The organism is Agrobacterium tumefaciens (assembly GCF_031801495.1).
Classification (GTDB): Bacteria; Pseudomonadota; Alphaproteobacteria; order Rhizobiales; family Rhizobiaceae; genus Agrobacterium; species Agrobacterium tumefaciens_K.
Window position 1 is genome coordinate 40827 of sequence record NZ_JAOEGC010000001.1, and the last position, 14451, is coordinate 55277.

Here is a 14451-nt window from a genome sequence, read left to right on the forward strand (position 1 = left end):
CGCGGAAGGAAATTCGATGCAGATGCTCGCCCGGAACACAGCATACGACTGGAAAGAGCCGTCGAGCGGCGGCCTGACCGACCCTTTTGGCCGCGCCGTCACTTATCTGCGAGTGTCCGTAACCGACCGCTGCGACTTTCGCTGCACCTATTGCATGGCCGAAAACATGTCCTTTCTGCCAAAAAAGGATCTTCTGACCCTCGATGAGCTGGACCGGCTCTGCTCCGCCTTCATCGCCAGAGGTGTCCGCAAGGTGCGGCTGACGGGAGGCGAGCCGCTGGTGCGCAAGAACATCATGCATCTCGTACGACAGCTGAGCCGCCACCTCGGCCACAACCTTGATGAACTCACGCTGACGACCAACGGTTCACAGCTTGCACGTTATGCTGCGGAACTATCCGATTGCGGTGTCCGGCGCATCAATGTCTCCCTCGATACGCTCGACCCGGAAAAATTCCGAAAAGTCACCCGCTGGGGCGACCTTTCCAGGGTGATGGGCGGCATCGATGCCGCACAAAAGGCGGGCATCGCGATCAAGCTGAACGCTGTTGCACTGAAGGATTTCAACGAGGCGGAAATACCCGCACTCATTCGTTTTGCGCATGGCCGGGGAATGGATCTGACCGTCATCGAAACGATGCCCATGGGTGAGATCGATGAAGATCGCACCGATCAGTACCTCCCGCTCTCCGCGCTCCGGGCCGATCTCGAAAAACACTTCACTCTAGAAGACCTGACCTATCGAACCGGTGGGCCTGCACGATACGTTAGGATTGCGGAAACCGGCGGCCGTCTGGGCTTCATCACCCCGATGACCCATAATTTCTGCGAGAGCTGCAACCGGGTACGTCTTACCTGCACCGGCACGCTCTACATGTGTCTCGGCCAGAACGACGCCGCAGATCTGCGAGACGTTCTGCGATCGAGCGAGAGTGACGAAACCCTTCACAGGGCGATTGATGATGCCATAAGCCGGAAGCCCAAAGGTCACGACTTCATCATCGACCGTTCGAACAATCGCCCGAGCGTGGGCCGCCACATGAGCGTTACCGGCGGCTGAAAAAATCTCAAGGCTGGCTGCGGATAATGGCAGACAGATCGGTATGGAGCCTACGAGCGCTTCGGCATGGCGAGTGCCGTGTCGATACAGGAGATGAGTTTTGAAGGGTCGACGGGTTTACCGAGGAATGCCAACGCCCCGCCTGCAAGAGCACCCGCACGCGTTCGTTCGTCATGATAAGACGTCATGAAGATCATCGGCGGACGATCTCCGTCCTGGTTCAGGCGGCTCTGGAGTTCGATACCGCTCAGCCCCGGCATTCTCACATCCACGATCATGCAATCAATCGCCGAACGAGGGCTGAAATCGAGAAAAGCTTCAGCAGACTCGAACATCCTGCTTTCATGACCGAGAGACTTTACCAGATCGTCGAGGGCTTCACGGATTGCCATATCATCGTCAACGATGGCGATTAAGGAAGATTGAGGCACCTATTTCAACTTTCGACTGTTTGCGCATCTCTATCAAGCCTACTGCCTGATTGCGGGAAGGGTCGGCAGCGCTACACATTCGCCAGTCTCCCTTCCAGCTTGACGGAATGCGGCACTGATTTCACGGACCCCACGTGCAAACGCAATTTACCTGTACACCGTTCCCATCACTACGGCTTCTGTCCGTAAATCGATAGCCCAATCCCCATGTCGATGTACTGGGTTTTGGAAAAATAATGAATTCGGCGTTCCACCATGGAAGACACGATTGTGACAGCCGCGCCTTTTGTCTTCCCAATCCCACGTCAGGCGCCGCTTCCCCCGAGATGGATTCAAGCCTTCAGGATTGACGGATATCGCTAATTGGCCGCCACCCGACCTATCGATCGTCGGGCTGAGCGCCCTACGACCGAGCGTGCGTTGTAACGGGAACAATTCCAGCTGGTGCTTCAAAGAAGCCTTGCTCGATCCGGCAGACCGAAGCCGACATCTGCTCAATGAGGAAGGGACCATAACTCTCTGTTGCGATTTCTGCCGCAGAGGTGCGGAAAGACGACGAAAGATACGCCAGCATCGCCTCCAGGTCGTCCCGGGCACGTTGACTGGCGATCAGCGCTACGTCCTCAAGCCTCGATGCAAGCTCCATGATGATGTCCTGTCGAGCACCGACAGAGATGGAAAGCAGATCTTCTTTCGTGACCGGATGGCTGACATCATGATCAAAGGCTCTGTCCGTTGCTGCTGCTATTGAAGGTTGCATGTGAGTTCTCTCTAGTTTCGGAAAGAGGCGCATGTTTGGACAGCGGACTGAACGAAGAGCAGCTTGCGGTTCCTCACTACGCCCAGTGCGCTGACCGGACTTCAGTCTCGCACCGTTCACCGTGTGGGTTATCGAACGGTATCCTTCATCCCGTCACGGCTGAACCATACTTACGTTTAGGCGAGCAGCCTCATCGTATGGTTCTTTCCCCCTATCGCGCTCGACATCTGCCAGCACGTTACTTTGACCGCCGCGCACCTCGTTGCGACAAGCCTCATACGCATGGGTCTTGCCAGACCTAGACCTAAGCGTGATTTCGCTACGGCCAGAGACAAGCCTAGGCTTTTCCTTAGCGAGGTAAAAACAAGTTCGATGCGTAACAGACTGCATCGACCATGAGGGTGCATCCACCCTCTGCGCTGAACTTGTGTGACCGAAATGCGCGTCACAAAACTCAAACCATTGATATGTTGGAGGATAATCGTGACTCAGGCCGACAATAGCAATATTGGGAAAGAGGCTTTTTCAGAAACGCCTGGACCAACCGCCCAGCCGATGAAAATCGATACCGGCGCCTCTCAGGCCAAACGCTCTTTTTTAAAAAGCCCACTAGCCGCTGTTGCTACCATCGTTCTCGTATCAACGCTGGGTGTCGGCTCCTACTTCACATGGTTACGCTTCTTCCACCCATATGAAACGACAGATGACGCATTCGTCGATGCCCGGGCGTTTGCGGTTGCGGCAAAGGTTCCCGGCTTCATCCAGAATGTCAACGTCACGGACAACCAGCATCTCGAAGCCGGTGATACCATCGCCCGGATTGATCCGCGCGACTATCAGATCGCGCTTGATCAGGCTGATGGCCAAATACAGGCAGCTCAGGCATCGATCGCCAATGCCGATGCCCAGATCGAGGTCGCGGATGCCTCGATTGCGGAGATGCAGGCACAGCAGGCATCCTCGAAAGCGGCACTGGATTTTGCCGTGGAGAACGCAACGAGACAGCGTGAACTGGCGGATGGTGGCGCAGGCACGGTGCAAACGCTGCAACAGTCCACCTCCACACTCACGCAGGCGAAAGCCTCCTACGCGCAAGCGACAGCAAGCGTCACTTCGGCCATAAAGAGCAGGTCTGCCGCCGAAGCGCAGCGGGCAAGCGCTCTCGCGGCTCTCAAACAGGCGCAGGCACAGAAGGAAAGCAGCCAGAGAAACCTTGAATATACGGTCCTCAAGGCAGAACAAGCGGGCCGCATCGTGCAGATCAGCGGTTCCAGAGGAGAGTTCGTCGAGGCCGGTCAGGGCATAGCAACCTTCGTTCCAGACGAGATGTGGGTGACCGCAAATTTCAAGGAAACACAATTGGCGCACATAAGGCCCGGCCAGACGGTAGACGCCACCATCGATGCCTATCCCGACCACGTTCTGCACGGCACAGTCGCCTCGGTCCAACCTGGCTCAGGCACCGCCTTTTCACTGCTGCCGGCCGAAAACGCGACGGGCAACTATGTAAAGGTAACCCAGCGTGTCCCGGTGAAAATAACAATCGATCACTGGCCGCAAGATGTTGCGATAGGTCCCGGGATGTCTGTCGTTCCGACCGTGACCGTCGCGCCGGAGCAATAAAGATGGGCTCCGCCGGCGAGACGATGGGCAACCCGGAAACCACCCAAGCCGCGCCAAGCCCCTGGCTGGTGGCGATCGTCGTGGCGCTGGCGGCCTTCATGGAGGTCCTGGACACGACAATCGCAAATGTGGCGTTACGCTATATATCCGGCGGTCTGGGCATCAGTGCCGATGAATCGAGCTGGGTTGTGACAACCTATCTCGTATCCAATGCCGTGGCGCTCATCGCCAGCAGCTTCATCGCCAGACGTTACGGTCGCAAGCGCGTCTATCTCACATGCCTCGTGACGTTCACGATCGCTTCGGTATTTTGCGGCATCGCCTGGGATCTACAGTCACTGCTTATTTTCCGAGTGATTCAAGGCTTCGCTGGCGGCGGCATGGTTCCCGTGTCGCAATCGATCCTCACGGATTCATTTCCGCGGGAAAAGCGTGGACAGGCGTTTGCGGTATTCGGCATAGCGGTCGTCGTCGCGCCGGTTATCGGACCAACACTCGGCGGTTATCTGTCCGACAACCTTTCCTGGCACTGGTGTTTCCTCATCAACGGACCTGTCGGTGTTTTTGCATCGCTCCTCGTTTACATGCTCATACAGGACCGGCCTTCTGCGAAACTGGAAAGCGCTCGGATGAAGGCGGAAGGCGTCAATTTCGACCTTGTAGGCTTTCTGCTGATCGCGACGTTCCTTGGGTCATTGGAACTCGTGCTTGACCGTGGCCAGACCGACGACTGGCTCGATTCCTCCTTCATCGTGATGACCGCCGTTATCTGCGTGACGGCCCTCGCCGCCTCAATTCCATGGCTCGTGACGGTAAAAAATCCGATCATCGATGTGCGCATGCTTGCGACCCGACAGTTCGGTTCGTGCTTCATCGCTACGCTGGGAATAGGCGCGATCCTGATCGCAACCACGCAGTTCGTACCCCAGATCCTCCAGACCAACTACGGTTATACGGCGACCTGGGCCGGACTGGCGCTCTCGCCGGGTGGTCTGGTGACCATGGGCATGATGGTGGTAACCGGAGCGCTGGTTGGAAAAGTGCAACCGAAATACCTCATAGCGGCCGGCGCGGCTGTCATTGCGTACTCGATGTGGTTTCTCACCAGCCTGACCCCAGACGCGAATTTCGGTTTCTTCGTTGAATCGCGTTTCTACCTGGGGATCGGCCTCCCGCTGATATTCATCCCGATTACAGCCGCATCGTATGACGGCCTAAGGCCCGATCAGACCGATCAGGCATCCGCACTGATAAACGCGGCCCGAAATACCGGTGGCTCCATCGGCGTATGCATAGCAACCAATGTGCTGGATTACCGCGAACAATGGCACCAGAGCCGGCTGATTGAAAATTTCGTTCCTTCACGCCAAGCATTTCAACAGGCGGACCAAGTTGTGCAAGGGTACTTCCTGCAACACGGCGCTTCCGCACTGGATGCGCAAAATCAGGCAATCGGCTGGCTAGGCAGCCAGGTTCAGGTGCAGGCCAGTTTTCTCGCCTACATCGATGTTTTTTATGTTCTGGCTCTGATTTCAGTGGCGATCATTCCACTTGCGCTCATCCTGCGCAACATCGACGTCCCCTCGGGCCATCACAGTGAGCTGGAATGATGTGTCTGAAGATGGTCCCGACAGTCGGATCGTCCAAAACTTACCAACGTTTAATCGCACGGATATGCGCCCGTAATCAACCCGCGACTAGTGTCATATCTACGGTCAGGACGTAACGCGTATGGCCGTCGACCAATTAAGAAGGATCACGACCATGTTGACTACAACACGTCAGTTCGTCACCGCCGGTCTGGTCGCCTTGACGATTGCAGGTACCGCTCTCGTCACCGCCTCCCAGGCTGAAGCACACAATAATTTCGGCCGCGGTCTTGCCACCGGCATCGCCGGTGCCATCGTGGGAGGTACACTACTCGCCGGCGCATCACATGCCCATAACTACGGTGTACCGGCCTATGCCCCCGCTCCCTACGGACCTCCGTCCTATGCCTACAGCCCAGGCCCCGACGCCCGTTATTACCCAGCCTGCCATGTCGTATGGCGTCAGGACGGGTGGGGTGACATGTACCGCGCCCGCGTCTGCAACTAGCCCATCGCCAGGAGGCCGGATCTCAGCGGCCTGACACTGCCAAATCATGAATGCCGGCACGTCACCTCACCGGTGGCGATGCCTTCGCCTGTCCCATTCCAGCCAGAAAGTGAAACGCATATGTCAAACATCATTCACAGAAACCGGATCCTGGCCCTGGTCGGCGCCGCCATAATCGCCGTGCCGCTGGCCACTCCCTTTATCGTTGGCGGAAGCTCCGCGTTCGCAGGGCCCTCGACTGCACCGGCAGTCGCAGGCATCGTCGCACCGGCGGGATCCTTTGCTTCGATCGTTGCAGCCGACAAGCCCGCCGTCGTGACAATCACCACCACGATGAAGGCGGAACCCGTTACGGCACCGGGAACATCTCCGTTCGGTGAAGATTCACCGTTCAATGAACAATTCAGGCAGTTTTTCGGCCAGCAGGGCATCCCCATGCCGCGCCAGGCGCCGGAGCAACCCCAATCCCAGCGCGCACAGGCACTGGGCTCGGGCTTCATCATCAGCCCCGACGGCTACATCGTCACCAACAACCACGTGATCGACAAGGCCATGAATATCAAGGTCACGCTCGATGATGGAACCGAACTGCCCGCCACACTCATCGGCGCGGATCCGAAATCCGATCTCGCCGTCGTGAAGGTCGAGGCGAAAAAACCGCTTCCCACCGTTGCCTGGGGAGATTCCGACAGGCTGAAACTTGGCGATCTGATCCTGGCGATCGGCAACCCGTTCGGGATCGGCACGACGGTGACAGCTGGTATCGTCTCGGCCCGTGGGCGCGACCTGCATTCGGGTCCATATGACGATTTCATCCAGATTGACGCACCGATCAATCACGGCAATTCGGGTGGTCCCCTCGTCGATGGGGATGGAAAGGTCGTCGGCATCAATACGGCCATCTATTCGCCAAACGGCGGTAGCGTCGGCGTCGGCTTTGCCATTCCCTCGGACCAGGCACAGGCCATCGTCGCCAAACTTATAAAGAGTGGCTCTATCGAACACGGCTTCATCGGTGTGCAGATCCAGCCCGTTACGGCCGATGTGGCCAACGCAATCGGCCTCGACAAGCCGGAAGGCGCCCTGGTTGCAAGCGTCAACGAAGACACTCCGGCCGCAAAAGCCGGTATAAAGACTGGTGACGTCATTACTGCGGTCGGTGGAAAGCCGATTTCGTCCCCAAGGGATCTGTCGCGCATGGTTGCCGATCTAGCTCCTGGCGACCGTGAAGCTTTCACGATCTGGCGTCAGGGTGCTTCGAAAGATCTGCGCCTGACGATTGGAGAAAGCGGGCAGGAACAACAGGCGTCGGCTGACACCGGCAAGGACGCTTCTGCGGCCGAAAAGGTGCCGACCATCGGTATCGGCCTTGCCGATATCACCGACGATATCCGTCAGGCCCTCAACCTGCCAGCACAGGAAAAAGGCGCAATCATCGAAAGCGTGGCGCCCGATAAACCGGCTGCCGATGCGGGCCTTCAGGCAGGCGACATCATTGTATCGGTCAACCAGCAGACGGTGAAGTCTGCGGCAGAAGCCAAGACCGCGGTTGCCGATGCGGGCAAGGCCGGTCGCAAGGCTGTCCTCCTGCTCATTCAGCGGGGTGATACCAAAAGCTTCATCACCGTCCCGTTCTCGATCGGCTGACGTTCCGCGGCCGTCCGGAACGCTCCGGCTCCAACATGAGGTTGGAGCCGGAGCGCTTCTTTGCAGACAGGTGACAATCAGAACATGGGAGTGGTGGAGGAAGCGATCCGCGCAATGAGGATCGATCCACGTCAATGATCCTTGGGAATTCTCCACCGGAGAAAACATTAGCACCGCATCGAACGTGTCATACCGTGATGTCATCCGCAGTGTGACGCTTCTGCCTGCGACGCCAGGCCGTCGGTGTCGCGCCCGTGACACGCCGGAAGATACGCGAAAGATGCGCTTGGTCAGCCAAGCCGCACTCAAGGGCGATCTGGCATAACGGGGTGTTGCCTTCAAGCATACGTTGCTTGGCAAAATCGACACGACGCCCGATGATATAAGCATAAGGCGAAACACCGAAGCTGCGTCTGAATGCGGCGGAAAAATAGCTGCTGCTCAGTTTGACCAGAGCAGCAACATCGTCCAGGCGCAGCGTATCGGCCATGTGCGTCTCGACATGCGCCATCACTCGCTTGACCTGCCAAGGTGCCAGTCCACCGGGCACCGGCGTTATCAACGACGCAGTGGCCGGGTTAGATACGGGCTTTCGTGCTGCGGCTAAGCCATCCTGAGCAGTCGACCCATGTGCGTTTGCCAAACTTGTCGCCTGCCCGGCAGCAACGTTGTCGACGTCCATTGTCGATCTCCAGTGCGGCTAATCTCTGGTCCCGATTGTGCAGATCAGGGCGATGTGCCGAAACTCGACTGATATGCGGGTGCGCTATCCCTTGGACTGATGAGAGCATACGGAGATATAGGTTTTCGATGGCGAAGGATTTCAGAGGATCTGAAATTCCTGGCGCTAGATTGTCGGCTTCAGGCGTTGTGCCGCCACAAACCTGGTGTCATTCCCACGGCATTCACAAACGCTCGGGTAAAATGGCTCTGGTCTGCGAAACCGCAGGCGGTTCCTATCTCCGACAGGGACAGATCGGAGACTTTAAGCAATTCGCATGCCCGTGAAATTCGTGCGCTCTGGAGCCAGCGATAGGGTGTCATACCCGTCGTTTCGCGAAATGCATGGATGAAGTATCCGCGCGACAGATTACACGCCTTCGCAACATCAAGGATCGACACGTCGCCATTGAGGTTTTCCAGAAGGATGTTTTTTGCCAACGCCTCATGCGCTCGCGACAACTTTCTAACACCCTTTGCGGCTGATGTTTTCCCACCATAGTCGTGGACGATATGGACACCGATTGCCGAAGCCAGCTGGTCCACGAACAGCTTGCTGGCGTGTGCGGGCCGCTCCAACGCAGGGATCAGCGTTTTGGCGAGATTGGAAAGCACCGGATCGCAAGATCCGGTCCTGGCTTCGAGAAACGTCACTCCCGCCAGATCGCTTTCCTGCGCGATCCGCTGCAGTGCCGCCGTGGATATCTCAAGCAGCAGGAAATCAAAAGGTCCATTGAGATCGGCCTTATAGGGATCCGCAAGGTTACGAATGTAGATGGAGTTCTCTGCGAACTCGTGGACCGTTGCATGGTGCTCGTGGAAAATCCGCCGCCTGTGGCCAGCCGTCGTGGAGACACCGATGACAAATCCGCGATCGCTGGCGGCGGTTGCTACCTGCTCGAGACTGCCACTTTTCGTCCCCTTTCGGAAAAAATTGATATCGGCCCCTTGCACCGACTGGTTCTTGTAAAGCTTGTCAAACGGGCAACCAAAGCTGTCCGTGGCACTCGCCATCTGCATCTTTGAGCCTCTGACGACATTCTGGTCCAAGATGCATGACCTTTTCTGCTTGAATGACCGGAAATGTGGGGAGGAGTGATGATATATTTCACACCTTAAGATGGTGACCGATTTCACAAACGGACGCCATAGCAATGTTTCATCCCCATGCAGAAAAGAGCAGGATTGTACAAATCCGCGCTCGACACTCCGTAAGCCGCTAAGGCGTTTCCGGGCAGCTTCCAATCGAGATTTCCGAAATCCGATTTAAAACTTCAATCCGATACCGACCTGAACGATGTTCTGCTTTAAATTTACATTCGTACCCAGCAGGTCGCCCTTGCCGAAGTCGTTGCAACGACATTCAAGGCGACCAACAATGTTGTCCGTGAATGCGTCGTCCACACTGACGCCAATTGTCCAACCGTTCAGCGTATCGTTCTCGCTACCCAGCGATCCTTTGATTTTCGCCTTGCTCGCCGTCCAGCAACCGGCGGCGCAGATGAGAACGGTCTTACAGCATAACCGGCATCCAATTTCGATCCCCACCTGTTTCGGACCGCCGGCTTGAGGAGATAAAATACGGCGCGTAGCGCTCGAGCGACCGCGAGCATGGATAGGAGGTCCTTATTCCATCGGTCGCATTCAAAAACTCTGGCTCCTCCTTCTTCGGAGAGAACGGTTCCGACCGATGCTGCCCCATATGCCCGGAACCCGGCTCGTCAAGACAATGAAGACGACCAGCAGCGACGCGGCTTACCACTCCAGCACATTCTACGAGACTTTGCGGACCGCCCCCCGCCACGATACGGCCGATAGCGGCAATGCAGCCGTCGGTGATCCCGATATCCTGAAGCGTATACTGTTTTCACTGGAAAGCGCCGCCCAACACGAGATCGAAGGAAACCTGAAAAGACATATTGCAACCCGGAGGGTAATTTGCATAACAAATCCTGTATGCACTTTTGGCATTCCACTCGCAACAGTCTTGGAGTTTTCGATGCATGAGACAACAGAGCGCGATCTGCAGGCGGTGAAGGATTATCTCGCTGCCTCCATGGCGCCGGATCCGGTCCGTGCCGCATCTTACGTCGCTCCCGGTTTCACCTGCCGTTTCACCGGTAACCGGGTTTTCGACAAGCCGAGCGGCCCGACCAGCTTTAATGCCGCCCGCTACAAATGGGTGAAGAAGCGCATCGAGCGTTATGACGTCGTGCCGGGCGACACCCAAACCATCGTCTACAGCCTCGGCTACCTCTATGGCGAATGGCCGGACGGCACGCCTTTCGACAACAACCGCTATATCGACCGGTTCACGGTCCGCGATGGCCTGATCGTCGATACTGACGTGTGGAACGACAGTGCGGAATGGATTCTCGACCCGTCCATCGCACGCTGAGAACTCGCGAAGGGGTCTTCAGACCCCTTCAGTCCGCATAGGGCGCGAGGATATCCATCAGGTCACGCGGCTTGGCGCCCGAACTTTGCAGCAGCGCACGCGATGCGACGGCTTCGAGATGCTCCCCCATCATCGCCTCCGCCTTCTCCGCCGGCCCGGTGCGAATCGCCTCGATGAGTTCAAGGTGCTCGCTGACTGCGCAGTCGGAGGAATGCGGGCGACCGAAGGCGGCAAGTGACAGCCCGGCACGATAGCATATTTCCGTAACGTAGCGGATGAGGATCGGCTTGCCGGTCATTTCCGCCAGAAGCACATGAAACTCGGTGGCAAGCCGGATCGATGCGCCCTCCGGCCCATGCCGCGCCTCATGTTCCGCCTCAACGATCGCCTTCAACTGCTTCGCCTGGGCATCCGTCAACCTGCCGGCCAACCGCCGCACCACCTGCTTTTCGAGATCGAGACGAATGTCAAAAATATCCCGCGCGTCCTCGAAGGATGGCGTGGCGACAACAGCGATGCGGTTACGCCTGAGATCGACGAGGCCTTCCGCCGCGAGCTGGCCGAGTGCATGGCGAGCGATCGTTCGGCTTACCCCGAACCTCTCCCCAAGCGAATCCTCCGGCAACCGATCTCCAGGCAGAAGCGCCCGCTCAATGATGGCACGGCGCAAGGCCATACAGATCGCCGCGACCCGATCACCCTCACTTCTTGCCGCGCCATTTCTGCTTACCATCACAAACCCTCTCGCTGACAATTCGATAAGCGAGACCACGGAAAAGATCAACTCAAAGCCCTGCTGCTTTTGAGTGCACAGGTGCCGATTGATGCTCAAATTAAGTGCATGCAATTAGTGCATGCACTTAATTTGGTTCTATATGTCAAAATTGGCGTTCATTTTCCATGAATCTGAAAAATGGCACACACATTGCATGCACTTTTGAGAAACGCTTTCGATGGAGACAAGATGCCAACAGATACCCACCCCGCGACATCCGCGCCTGCCGCCGTGGAACTCTCCCAGGCCGCTGTCTCCTTCGGCCGACAGGACAAGGCTGTCGTCGCGCTGCAGGAAACAAGCCTGCGCATTGCCGATGGTGAATTTGTCGCGCTTGTCGGCCCGTCGGGTTGCGGCAAGTCGACCATTATGCGGCTCGCCGCGGGTCTGTTGCAGCCGACCACGGGTGCGGTCATCGTCGGGGGCCGGGAAGTTGGTGCCAAGGCAATGCGCATCGGCATGGCGTTCCAGAACCCGACCATGCTCCCGTGGCTGACGATCGAACGCAACGTCATGCTGCCGCTCAAGATCGTCAAGCCGTTCCGGTCCGAATACGGTGCAAAGAAGAACGGCGAATTCCGCGACCGGGTGCGTACGCTGCTCGCCGATGTCGGGCTGGAAAAATTCGCCAACCACTATCCGTGGCAACTCTCTGGCGGCATGCTCCAGCGCGCCAATCTCTGCCGCGCCCTTATCCACGAGCCTAGCCTGCTTCTGCTGGACGAACCCTTCGGAGCGCTCGACCAATTCACGCGCGAGGAGCTGTGGGGTACGATGCAGTCGCTCTGGATGAAGCGCAGACCGACCGTCCTGCTCATCACCCACGACCTGAAGGAGGCAGGCTTCCTCGCCTCTCGGATCTGCGTCATGAGCGCTCGGCCGGGCCGCATCATTGATGACAGCACAGTCGATTTCCGGCGTCCCCGCACCGTGGAAATGACTTTCGAGCATGATTTCGTTGCACTTAACCAGCGCCTTCGCGAGCTCATCATCGATGCTCGGTCCGACACCGCGATCCAAGGAGCCTGACCCATGAGCTACGAATTGCGCCGCCGCTTCTGGGCCGCCGCCCTCATCATCGCCTTCTTCGGCCTGTGGGAAATCCTCTGCCTCGCTCTGCAGGTATCCGATCTCGTCCTGCCGCGCCCGAGCCAGGTCTTAGAGACGCTGGTCGATCGCTTCCCCGTGCTCATGCCGCACATCATCCAGACACTCTGGACGACCATGGTTGGCTTCGTCCTCGGTGTTGCCGTCGGCGGCGTCATCGGCGCGGCGATCGGCGTGTCGCGCACGGCCTATGATACGGCCTATCCGCTGCTGATCGGCTTCTCTTCCATTCCCAAGGTCGCGGTCGTGCCGATCTTCGTGCTCTGGTTCGGATCCGGCTCGGTGCCGGCCATACTGACGGCACTTGCCATGTGTTTCTTCCCGATCGTCGTCAACATCGCCACCGGACTTGCAACGACCGAGCCCGAACTGGAGGATGTGCTGAAATCACTCGGCGCCAGCAAGCTCGATATTCTCTGGAATGTCGGCCTACCGCGCACCATGCCGTTCTTCTTCGCCTCCCTGAAGATCGCCGTCACCTTCGCCTTTGTCGGCTCCGTCCTGTCGGAAACCGTCGCGTCGAATCGCGGCATCGGCAATGTCATGATGTCGGCCTCGTCCAATTTCGATGTGCCGCTGGTCTTTGCCGGCCTCTTCATCCTCGCCCTTCTGGGCGTGCTTCTCTACGTCGCCTTCTCCCTGATCGAGGCGCGCGTCACCGGCTGGGCCACCCGCCGCCAGGATTTCACTGCCGCCTGAACATCTACCCAAACCAAACGGAGCCAGACATGCTGAAGAAACTGATCTCGACTCTTGCGCTTAGCCTTTGCCTCGGCGGTACCGCCATGGCCGAAACGAATATAAAGTTCACCCTCGGCTGGAAGACGCAAGGCTCGGACGCCCCCTTCCTGCTCGCCATGCAGAAGGGCTATTTCAAGGAAGAAGGCCTCAACGTCACAATCGACCAGGGCGAGGGCTCGGCCGCCACCGTCACCCGCATCATGTCGGGCGTTTATGATGCCGGCTTCGGCGATATCAACGCCATTATCCAGAACGCCGCCACCAGGCCCAACGAAGTGCCTGTGATGGTCTACCAGCTGTGGAGCAAGCCGCCCTTCGCCATCGTCAGCAAGAAAGAGACCAATATCACCAAGCCGACCGATCTCGAGGGCAAGAAGCTTGGCGGCGCGCAGGGCACCCCGACGACCCGCCTCGTCACCGTGCTTGGCTCGATCAACAAGGTCGACATGACGAAAGTCGCGATCGAGAACATGGGCCCCAACCTGCAGGAGCCGATGCTTATCAAAGGCGACATCGATGGCGCGCTGGTATTCAACATCACCAGCTGGTTCAACCTCATCAACAACCGCCAGGATCCCGCCAAGGACTACAACTGGCTCTCCTTCGGCGATTACGGCCTTGATCTCTATGCTAACGGCATGATGGTCTCGCAGAAACTGGTCAAGGAAAACCCGAAGGCCGTCGAAGGCCTCGTCCGCGCCGTCAACAAGGCGACGAGGGAGATCGCCGGGAATTCCAAAGCTGGTATCGAGGCCGTCATGGCCTATGACAATCTGGCCAAGGAAGAGCTCGAACTGGCGCGTATGAAATTCTCCTACGAGAACCTTATCGTCTCGCCGGAAGTCGACAAGCTCGGCCTCGGTGACGTCGATGATGCCCGCCTCGCCCGCTCGATCGACATCGTCGTCGACGGCTACCAGCTGCCGTCCAAGCCTAAGCCGGAACAGATCTTCACCCGCCAGTTCCTGCCGGCGCTCGAAGACCGCAAGCTGGTCTACAAGGCCGACTGATCTGCAGAGATGCTTGTGCTGGCCGGAAGTATCCGGCCAGCCTATGAAGAGCGGAAACATGACCCGAAACCCCTGTTCCCTC

General features: G+C 57.8%; 15 protein-coding genes and 1 pseudogene. 10 read left to right on the top strand and 6 right to left on the bottom strand.

The window, feature by feature from the left end; all coding sequences use genetic code 11:
- The first annotated feature begins 22 nt into the window (after positions 1 to 22).
- Positions 23 to 1060 carry a GTP 3',8-cyclase MoaA gene (gene moaA, locus N7578_RS00205; protein ID WP_422646681.1) on the top strand — a complete coding sequence of 346 codons (1038 nt, stop codon included), beginning with the start codon at positions 23 to 25 and terminating at the stop codon, positions 1058 to 1060.
- A gap of 50 nt (positions 1061 to 1110) precedes the next feature.
- Here the strand turns inward: moaA and N7578_RS00210 are convergent, their stop codons facing one another.
- Positions 1111 to 1491, bottom strand: a complete 381-nt coding sequence (locus N7578_RS00210) for a response regulator (RefSeq protein ID WP_311108318.1) — start codon at positions 1489 to 1491, stop codon at positions 1111 to 1113.
- 403 nt (positions 1492 to 1894) lie between these two features.
- Complete coding sequence (locus tag N7578_RS00215; RefSeq protein ID WP_311108319.1) at positions 1895 to 2251, bottom strand: hypothetical protein; 357 nt, start codon at positions 2249 to 2251, stop codon at positions 1895 to 1897.
- A gap of 483 nt (positions 2252 to 2734) precedes the next feature.
- Between N7578_RS00215 and N7578_RS00220 the strand changes: the two genes are divergently transcribed.
- From N7578_RS00220 to N7578_RS00235, 4 genes are all read left to right on the top strand, one after another.
- The gene (locus N7578_RS00220; protein WP_311108320.1) at positions 2735 to 3874 is read left to right on the top strand and encodes an HlyD family secretion protein; all 1140 of its coding nucleotides are present in this window, start codon (positions 2735 to 2737) and stop codon (positions 3872 to 3874) included.
- Between the two features lie 2 nt (positions 3875 to 3876).
- Positions 3877 to 5484, top strand: coding sequence for a DHA2 family efflux MFS transporter permease subunit (locus N7578_RS00225; RefSeq protein WP_311108321.1), 1608 nt, complete (start codon positions 3877 to 3879; stop codon positions 5482 to 5484).
- Positions 5485 to 5638: 154 nt separating this feature from the next.
- The gene (locus tag N7578_RS00230; protein WP_311108322.1) at positions 5639 to 5971 is read left to right on the top strand and encodes a hypothetical protein; all 333 of its coding nucleotides are present in this window, start codon (positions 5639 to 5641) and stop codon (positions 5969 to 5971) included.
- Positions 5972 to 6091: 120 nt separating this feature from the next.
- Positions 6092 to 7618: a DegQ family serine endoprotease gene (locus N7578_RS00235; protein WP_311108323.1), complete on the top strand. Its 1527-nt coding sequence runs from the start codon at positions 6092 to 6094 to the stop codon at positions 7616 to 7618.
- 187 nt (positions 7619 to 7805) lie between these two features.
- Here N7578_RS00235 and N7578_RS00240 read toward each other — a convergent pair whose 3' ends face one another.
- The 3 genes from N7578_RS00240 to N7578_RS00250 form a co-directional block, all read right to left on the bottom strand.
- Positions 7806 to 8300, bottom strand: coding sequence for an AraC family transcriptional regulator (locus N7578_RS00240; protein WP_311108324.1), 495 nt, complete (start codon positions 8298 to 8300; stop codon positions 7806 to 7808).
- A gap of 179 nt (positions 8301 to 8479) precedes the next feature.
- Positions 8480 to 9352: an AraC family transcriptional regulator gene (locus N7578_RS00245; RefSeq protein ID WP_311108325.1), complete on the bottom strand. Its 873-nt coding sequence runs from the start codon at positions 9350 to 9352 to the stop codon at positions 8480 to 8482.
- 252 nt (positions 9353 to 9604) lie between these two features.
- Complete coding sequence (locus N7578_RS00250; RefSeq protein WP_311108326.1) at positions 9605 to 9886, bottom strand: hypothetical protein; 282 nt, start codon at positions 9884 to 9886, stop codon at positions 9605 to 9607.
- Between N7578_RS00250 and N7578_RS00255 the strand changes: the two are divergent.
- Positions 9886 to 10130, top strand: a pseudogene (locus N7578_RS00255) (hypothetical protein); the annotation flags it as partial. The gene N7578_RS00250 and the pseudogene N7578_RS00255 sit on opposite strands and share 1 nt — an antisense overlap.
- Positions 10131 to 10337: 207 nt before the next feature.
- A complete protein-coding gene (locus N7578_RS00260; protein WP_311108327.1) occupies positions 10338 to 10736 on the top strand; it encodes a nuclear transport factor 2 family protein in 399 nt (132 codons plus the stop codon).
- 28 nt (positions 10737 to 10764) lie between these two features.
- Here N7578_RS00260 and N7578_RS00265 read toward each other — a convergent pair whose 3' ends face one another.
- On the bottom strand, positions 10765 to 11469 hold the full coding sequence (locus tag N7578_RS00265) for a GntR family transcriptional regulator (RefSeq protein WP_311108328.1): 705 nt from the start codon (positions 11467 to 11469) through the stop codon (positions 10765 to 10767).
- 231 nt (positions 11470 to 11700) lie between these two features.
- Between N7578_RS00265 and N7578_RS00270 the strand changes: the two genes are divergently transcribed.
- Genes N7578_RS00270 through N7578_RS00280 form a run of 3 tightly spaced genes read left to right on the top strand, consistent with a single transcriptional unit; the run spans position 11701 to position 14369 of the window.
- Positions 11701 to 12540: an ABC transporter ATP-binding protein gene (locus N7578_RS00270; RefSeq protein ID WP_311108329.1), complete on the top strand. Its 840-nt coding sequence runs from the start codon at positions 11701 to 11703 to the stop codon at positions 12538 to 12540.
- Between the two features lie 3 nt (positions 12541 to 12543).
- Positions 12544 to 13317: an ABC transporter permease gene (locus tag N7578_RS00275; protein ID WP_311108330.1), complete on the top strand. Its 774-nt coding sequence runs from the start codon at positions 12544 to 12546 to the stop codon at positions 13315 to 13317.
- 29 nt (positions 13318 to 13346) lie between these two features.
- The gene (locus tag N7578_RS00280; RefSeq protein ID WP_311108331.1) at positions 13347 to 14369 is read left to right on the top strand and encodes an ABC transporter substrate-binding protein; all 1023 of its coding nucleotides are present in this window, start codon (positions 13347 to 13349) and stop codon (positions 14367 to 14369) included.
- The last annotated feature ends 82 nt before the right edge of the window (positions 14370 to 14451 follow it).

Excerpts from the sequence above, each read along its gene's own strand:
- moaA (WP_422646681.1), top strand. The coding sequence starts at position 23 with ATGCTCGCCCGGAACACAGCATACGACTGGAAAGAGCCGTCGAGCGGC.
- N7578_RS00215 (WP_311108319.1), bottom strand. The coding sequence starts at position 2,251 with ATGCAACCTTCAATAGCAGCAGCAACGGACAGAGCCTTTGATCATGAT.
- N7578_RS00225 (WP_311108321.1), top strand. The coding sequence starts at position 3,877 with ATGGGCTCCGCCGGCGAGACGATGGGCAACCCGGAAACCACCCAAGCC.
- N7578_RS00230 (WP_311108322.1), top strand. The coding sequence starts at position 5,639 with ATGTTGACTACAACACGTCAGTTCGTCACCGCCGGTCTGGTCGCCTTG.
- N7578_RS00235 (WP_311108323.1), top strand. The coding sequence starts at position 6,092 with ATGTCAAACATCATTCACAGAAACCGGATCCTGGCCCTGGTCGGCGCC.
- N7578_RS00240 (WP_311108324.1), bottom strand. The coding sequence starts at position 8,300 with ATGGACGTCGACAACGTTGCTGCCGGGCAGGCGACAAGTTTGGCAAAC.
- N7578_RS00245 (WP_311108325.1), bottom strand. The coding sequence starts at position 9,352 with ATGGCGAGTGCCACGGACAGCTTTGGTTGCCCGTTTGACAAGCTTTAC.
- N7578_RS00260 (WP_311108327.1), top strand. The coding sequence starts at position 10,338 with ATGCATGAGACAACAGAGCGCGATCTGCAGGCGGTGAAGGATTATCTC.
- N7578_RS00265 (WP_311108328.1), bottom strand. The coding sequence starts at position 11,469 with ATGGTAAGCAGAAATGGCGCGGCAAGAAGTGAGGGTGATCGGGTCGCG.
- N7578_RS00270 (WP_311108329.1), top strand. The coding sequence starts at position 11,701 with ATGCCAACAGATACCCACCCCGCGACATCCGCGCCTGCCGCCGTGGAA.
- N7578_RS00275 (WP_311108330.1), top strand. The coding sequence starts at position 12,544 with ATGAGCTACGAATTGCGCCGCCGCTTCTGGGCCGCCGCCCTCATCATC.
- N7578_RS00280 (WP_311108331.1), top strand. The coding sequence starts at position 13,347 with ATGCTGAAGAAACTGATCTCGACTCTTGCGCTTAGCCTTTGCCTCGGC.